The 6,764-nt window shown below is 36.7% G+C and carries 8 protein-coding genes; 7 read left to right on the forward strand and 1 reads right to left on the reverse strand.

Annotated elements, in window-relative coordinates:
• Positions 1–59 precede the first annotated feature (59 nt).
• The 5 genes from ABD010_RS07905 (at position 60) to ABD010_RS07925 (ending at position 4,759) form a co-directional block, all read left to right on the forward strand.
• Positions 60–1,202 carry a THUMP domain-containing class I SAM-dependent RNA methyltransferase gene (locus ABD010_RS07905; RefSeq protein WP_343811873.1) on the forward strand — a complete coding sequence of 381 codons (1,143 nt, stop codon included), beginning with the start codon at positions 60–62 and terminating at the stop codon, positions 1,200–1,202.
• Positions 1,199–2,692 carry a carboxypeptidase M32 gene (locus ABD010_RS07910; protein WP_343811860.1) on the forward strand — a complete coding sequence of 498 codons (1,494 nt, stop codon included), beginning with the start codon at positions 1,199–1,201 and terminating at the stop codon, positions 2,690–2,692. Before ABD010_RS07905 ends, ABD010_RS07910 begins: the two co-directional genes overlap by 4 nt.
• 372 nt (positions 2,693–3,064) lie before the next feature.
• A complete protein-coding gene (locus tag ABD010_RS07915; RefSeq protein ID WP_343811862.1) occupies positions 3,065–3,460 on the forward strand; it encodes an NUDIX hydrolase in 396 nt (131 codons plus the stop codon).
• 487 nt (positions 3,461–3,947) lie between these two features.
• Positions 3,948–4,355, forward strand: coding sequence for a MarR family winged helix-turn-helix transcriptional regulator (locus tag ABD010_RS07920; RefSeq protein ID WP_343811863.1), 408 nt, complete (start codon positions 3,948–3,950; stop codon positions 4,353–4,355).
• Positions 4,352–4,759 (forward strand): rhodanese-like domain-containing protein, encoded by a 408-nt coding sequence (locus ABD010_RS07925; protein ID WP_343811865.1) that lies wholly within the window; start codon positions 4,352–4,354, stop codon positions 4,757–4,759. The genes ABD010_RS07920 and ABD010_RS07925 overlap by 4 nt, the downstream gene beginning before the upstream one ends.
• Before the next feature lie 165 nt (positions 4,760–4,924).
• Here the strand turns inward: ABD010_RS07925 and ABD010_RS07930 are convergent, their stop codons facing one another.
• Entirely contained in the window at positions 4,925–5,407 is a 483-nt protein-coding gene (locus ABD010_RS07930) for a hypothetical protein (RefSeq protein WP_343811866.1), read from the reverse strand.
• Positions 5,408–5,795: 388 nt separating this feature from the next.
• On the opposite strand from ABD010_RS07930, the gene ABD010_RS07935 reads away from it, so the two are divergent.
• Positions 5,796–6,314: a DinB family protein gene (locus ABD010_RS07935; protein WP_343811868.1), complete on the forward strand. Its 519-nt coding sequence runs from the start codon at positions 5,796–5,798 to the stop codon at positions 6,312–6,314.
• A gap of 124 nt (positions 6,315–6,438) precedes the next feature.
• The gene (locus ABD010_RS07940) at positions 6,439–6,672 is read left to right on the forward strand and encodes a hypothetical protein (RefSeq protein ID WP_343811869.1); all 234 of its coding nucleotides are present in this window, start codon (positions 6,439–6,441) and stop codon (positions 6,670–6,672) included.
• Positions 6,673–6,764 lie beyond the last annotated feature (92 nt).

The raw sequence follows: 6,764 nt of genomic DNA on the forward strand, positions 1-6,764 counted from the left end.
TCATTGCGATATAATATAGTGGACGATACTGAAAATTGAAAGTGAGAGGAATTATGGCTATGGAACAAGATGTGACATTGATTGCAACCGCCGCTATGGGTCTGGAATCAATTGTGGCAAGAGAGATTAATCAATTGGGATATGAAGCGGAAGTTGAAAACGGAAGGGTGATTTTCCAGGCACCGGTGTCGGCTATCCCGCGCTGTAATTTATGGCTGCGTACCGGGGATCGGGTGAAATTACTTGTCGGCAGGTTTCATGCCGCGACATTCGATGAACTGTTTGAATCAACCAAAGCTTTACCATGGGAACAATTTATAAGTGAAGAGGGAAAGTTTCCGGTTTCGGGAAAATCAATCAAATCAACGTTGTACAGTGTGCCCGATTGTCAGGCAATCGTTAAAAAAGCAATTGCCGAACGATTGAAATTAAAGTATGGATTTGCCGGTAAGATGCCTGAGACTGGTGCAATGTATAAATTGGAAGTAGCGATACATAAAGATGAAGCATTGTTGACGCTGGATACTTCAGGCAGCGGACTGCATAAACGCGGATACAGGGTTGGTCAGGGAGATGCTCCATTAAAGGAGACAATGGCCGCAGCACTTATCCTCCTGACAAACTGGAAACCTGACTTTCCACTTGTCGATCCATTTTGCGGTTCCGGAACGATTCCAATTGAAGCGGCATTGATTGGACAGAATATAGCACCTGGTTTTAATCGTGAATTTGATTCGGAAAATTGGAATTTCATTAAGCATCGGTTCTGGGATGAAGCATTTGAAGAAGCTGAAGATAAAGCAAACTATGATCAAAAGCTTGATATTACCGGATCCGACATTGACCATAAAATGATTAAGATTTCGAATGATAATTCAAAAGAGGCCGGTCTGGGTGAACTTATCTCCTGGAAACAAATGCAGGTAAAAGATTTATTTATTCGCAAAGAAAATGGTTACCTGATTGGAAACCCGCCATATGGTCAGCGGATTGGTGACGCAAAAGAAGCCGCTGCAATTTATCGGGTCCTTGGTCGGATTATGCAGGATCACCCATCATGGAGCGTTTATATTATGACGGCATTTGACGAATTTGAAAAACAATACGGCAGGAACGCCACAAAAAAACGAAAACTGTTTAATGGATTTATCCAGACAAATTACTATCAGTACTTTGGGATAAAAGAAAAGGGTGAACAATGATGCGTAAAATAGAACAGGAATTTCTGAATTTGTTAAAACAACAAGCTGCTTATCAGGAAGCAACAATGCTTACCTACTGGGATATGCGAACAAAAATACCAAATAATGGTGTGGAACAACGCTCAGAAGTGGTCGGCTTTTTATCCGAAAAACAACACCAAATAGAAACTTCCGATCAGATGAAATATTTCATTGATGAACTGAAAGACACGACTGAGGATGGCGTAATCCAAAAAGCAGTGGAAGAATGTGAAGAAAACTATGAACGTAACCGGAAGATACCGATTGCTGAGTATAAGGATTATGTCATGCTCCAGTCCAAGTCAGAAGCTATCTGGCAAGAAGCACGGGAAAAAGATGATTTCACGTTATTCCAGCCGTATCTTGAAAAACTGGTTGACTATAACAAGCGTTTCGCTGAATACTGGGGATATAAAGATAACAAATATGATGCACTATTACATAACTTTGAGCCAGGTGTAACAACGAAAACGCTCGACCAGGTTTTTCCGGAACTTCGCAAGTCATTGTCAGAGATGCTGACAAAAATTAATGCAAGTAATTCAAAACCGGATCCTTCCGTAATGAACGGCCATTTCCCAAAAAATGATCAGGAAGCCTTTACAATTGATGTGCTGAATGAGATGGGTTATGACTTTTCTTCCGGCAGACTGGACGAAACAATCCATCCATTTGCGATTGCGCTTAATATGAATGATGTGCGTATTACAACCCGCTACGATGAAAATGACTTCCGGATGGCTGTCTTCGGAACCATCCATGAAGGCGGGCACGCGTTATACGAACAAAATATTAGTCAAAAGTTAGCCGGAACACCGTTGGCAACCGGTACTTCCATGGGGATTCATGAATCACAGTCATTGTTCTGGGAGAATTTCATCAGCAGAAGTAAAGCATTCTGGGAGAACCATTATAAAACATTTCAATCCTATGCACCCAAAAATTTTCAGAAGCTGCCATTGGACGATTTCTATCGGGCCATTAATGAGGTAAAACCTTCCTTGATCCGAATTGAAGCAGATGAACTGACATATCCACTTCATATTATGATCCGGTACGAATTGGAAAATGCTTTAATTAACGATGAGGTTAGTGTTGGTGATTTACCAGGCCTATGGAATGAAAAAATGAACGAGTATCTGGGCATCACACCACCTACCAATCGTGAAGGTGTTTTACAAGATATTCATTGGGCCGGCGGTGACTTCGGCTACTTCCCGTCGTATGCTCTCGGATATATGTATGCAGCACAATTTCACAATACAATGAACAAAGAGATGGATATTCATAAGCTAGTAAGTGAAGGAAAATTTGATCCAATACGCAACTGGCTTACCGACCATATCCATCAATACGGAAAAATGAAAAAACCGCTTGAAATCATTGAAGACGTTACACAAGAAAAACTGAACCCGGATTATTTAGTGAACTATTTACATGATAAATACGGGGCTATCTATAATTTCTAAGGCTATTGGTATGTTGCATCGGTTTGTTTTCAGAAGGGTTGTTGTCTAGAATCTAATTATTTGCGGTACTATTAAAATTGACCGATTTATAGTATATAGTGCCGCTTTCCGACCGGGCTGTTAGAATATACTCATTACTTATCTTACTTACTTGTAGGGTTACATATTCCAACGGCCGGTTAGGTTAAGAATGTCCTTTTCGTTCAACAAAAATGGGTGTAGCTAAAGTCGTACAGTTTATAAAAAAGCTGCAAATTTTGCCGTTGGATATGATGTGATTAAAAGTATTTTTGTGAAAAAGTTATTCCGTTAAAGGGCCATTTAACGGAATAGGACTTATTGAAATACAAGGTTAATTAGGGGTGATGATTTGTGAGGGATAGGGGTTCGGTTGTACTTATAGAAAATAGCAAAGTTGGACTGATTAAAAGAACTAGGAATGGTTCTGTTTACTATGTTTTCCCTGGTGGAGGAATAGAAGAGGGTGAAAACCCTGAAGCAGGGGCAAAAAGAGAAGCCTTTGAGGAATTAGGCGTAACAGTCAATGTGAAAGAGTGTCTTGCAAAGGTTGAGTTCAATGGAACACAATACTTTTTCTTAGCTGAAATTATCGAAGGAACTTTCGGTACCGGACAAGGTGAAGAGTACACTGATGAAAACAGAAATAGAGGTACATACTTGCCGGTATGGGTAGATATAGAAAATCTTTCAACTCTTGATGTTAAGCCGAAAGAAGTTGCTTATAAAATACAATCCATCTTCAAGTAACGGGTGCTTATCGCGAATAAGGTAAGCGCCATTTTTAACAGAAAAAAGGATTGAGTAAATTCCTGGAATTTGAAATAATTGATATCAAGTAAAGGGTCAGATTGTTATATAGAAATTAAGAGAGGAAGATATATGTGTCAAAATATTTCAAAGGGAAATTTTTAGTCTCAAAGATCGTGGTGACAATTATTCTTCTTGGCTTATTAATATTAAATCAGTACGGTTTAATTACCAATACGTTTAATGCGATTATAACGATTGTAGCCCTTATTGTGTTTTTTATTACTGATAGCAATTTGAGGAAAAAGGAGCTGCACTCTTAATCAATCGGGCGCGCTTCTTGAATAAGAAGGCGTCCTTTTTAATACGAAGATTAAGGAAATAAGGATGAGAATATTGATTTTTAATTTTAATCAGTTATACTGACTATATATTAAACTGATTAAATGGGGTGCTTATTCTGTTCCTTCAAAAGTCGTATGGATTTTTGCTTGCAAAGGCAAAAGAAGAAATGGAATCACGATTTATAGAAAAACTTTTACCTTTAAGATTGGATGCCAGACAGTTTGGGGTTCTTCAATTTTTGGAGGAATACCCCAATTCTTCACAAAAACAAGTGGGTGATGCTCTGCAAATTGATCGTACCACCATGGTGTCACACATTGATTTTCTGGAAGAATTACAGTATGTAAAGCGAATTAGAAATCCAAAGGACAGAAGATCCTTCGTGGTAACAATCACGAAACGGGGTCAAGAAAAGTTAAAATTAGGTCGAAGCTATCTTGAGGATACTGAAATGGATGTCCTTTCAAGTCTTACTGGTAAGGAACAAGAGGAGTTTAAATCGATTTTGTTAAAAGTATGGGCAACTATACAGAAGGGGGAAGAAGAATGAATCGACTTGATTATTTTAATGCAAGGTTGGAAGCAAATATGAGTCCAATGGAATACCGCAAAGCTAAAGAAGAACAGCCAGAAAATTATGTGCTGGTGGATGTCAGAGTAGGGCCAGTTACAATTAGGAAAGAGATATTAGAAGGTGCAAAGGTTATTCCATTAAATGAGTTACAAGACAGAATGTCGGAACTTCCTAAGGAAAAAACCATTATACTATATTGTTGGGACACTTGGTGTACACTTGCTTCAAAAGCTGCTGTTTTATTGCTAGAAAATGGCTTTGATGCAAAGGAACTCTATGGTGGTTTGGCAGCTTGGAAAACACTCGATTTTCCAACGTTAGGATTATCAGAAGTAACCTCATCTCCCAATGAAGACAGTGGTGTGGACTGTGAATGCTAGAATACTCCATTATGTTAGCCGCAATACCAGCTAATACTAGAAAAGACTATTCCATAATAGGGCGCCTATCTGGAATAAGTGCGACCTTTCTTTTGAATGTGGGGCAGATGTGGAACCTCTTTCTAGTGTTATTATAAAGACTATAAACTAAACAAAAAGTACAGTTTAATCACTGGACTTATGGTTAGATAATTCTGGGGAGCTTGGTTTTTCGATGAATTTTTGAAAACCATAGTTCAAAAGAGCTAGTGAACAAGTTTTGATAAAAAGTGCTGTAGAGGTCATTCTTTTTAATTTATAATGACCTATTTTTTGGAAAAGTGCATTTAGGGGATAGGCATAAAGAAGATCCATAATTAAATTACATAACGCGTATAAAGAGAATTTTCCATAAGTGAAATGAAACACCCATAAATTAATTGTAAAAAATGGTCCAAATATAAAGGCTAAATCATCAAATACTCTGTACTTTAACCCTCCTTTAACATCCCACCATTTGAAAATTGGGTTTAGAAGTGATTGTATTAAAAAAATACAAGAGCAAAATAATGTAACTGGTAAATATTTTTTAAAGGAGAGTTTTGGAAGGAATGATAATACAATAGCCCATAAAACGATTGCATTTACTATCCTAAAAAAAGTTGCCATCAAGAATTACCACCTTAAGTTTTTTCTTAATATGTGGTACTTGATTGAATTTATTCAATTATATTTAGCCGACGTTGAACGTAATCAATAATGATACTATAGACTTCAAAGTGATATTGCTTTAATGTAACGCAGTATGACGTAAGTATCTAAATTTTTTCTTCAACTAAAGGGCGCAAGAATTGAACAATATTGGATAGTTTCAGCAGTTAACTTTCTTGGTCTCTAGTATACGGCAGGTGCAATAAGAGGAAAAAAGGCAATGATAATCATGTTGCCTTTTCTGTATGTTCAATTAAATTATACCATATATTTTTACAAATTATCAGTCTTCATTTTTTCCATTTTACTGGTAGTGTTGTACTTACAGTAGAATGGAGGTAGATGGATGATTGATTATAGAATAAAAACAAAAGAAAATTTCACTGAAAAAATTGGGGAACTTGTATGTATGCTTGAACATTCGAGGGAAGTCACATTGAATGAAATCTCTGATTTAAACCAAGACGAGTTAGACTATTTGCCAAACGGTAGTTCAAATTCAATTGGTTCTCTTTTATCACATATTGCATCAATTGAGTTTATTCATCAAGTTATCTCGTTTGAAGAGAGAGATATAACAAAAAGTGAATACTTAAAGTGGGGAACATCTTTGGAATTGGGAGAGAAGGCGAGAGAATTGATTAGAAATCATTCTATTGATTATTATTTGGATGAATTATCACAAGTTAGGGAAAATACACTAATTTATTTGAAAACGAAAAAAGATAGTTGGTTATTTGAAGAAAACAAATGGGATAATGGTGTTCCTTACAATAATTATTATTTATGGTTTCACGTTATGGAGGATGAAATTAATCATCGCGGACAGATTAGAATAATTAAAAGACTGTTGGGAAATAGGTAAAGCTTGTTCAACTAAATGGCGCGGTTCTGGAATAAGGATTGTTGCTCGTGTCTATTTAATGGAATAAGTTATGTTAAAATGAAACCAGTACAGCATTGATATACGTGAAGAAGGAGAGATGGAAATGAATAGAAAACTAAATGCTCCCCAAGTTCTTTTGACGGTTGTCTTTCTCACATTTGTTTTATCTATATATAATTTTTTAATTCCCGAATTTGAATATAAATCTATACTATCTATACTCGTTGGTGGAGTGGCAGCCTATATTGGAGCAATTTTGGCAACGACGATTATTAAAGATGAAGAATGTGTTCTTAAATGGTTACGAAATGACATAACAGAACTAAAAAATAAGTAATATCAGTTTATTACGCAAACGGGCGCGTTTCCGAAGTTAATTAAGCCTTATTCATTAGATAAGGGTATAAGGCTTTTTATCCGAATGTATAC

Origin of the sequence: Virgibacillus siamensis, from assembly GCF_039522605.1 — a bacterium.
Lineage (GTDB): Bacteria > Bacillota > Bacilli > Bacillales > Amphibacillaceae > Lentibacillus > Lentibacillus siamensis.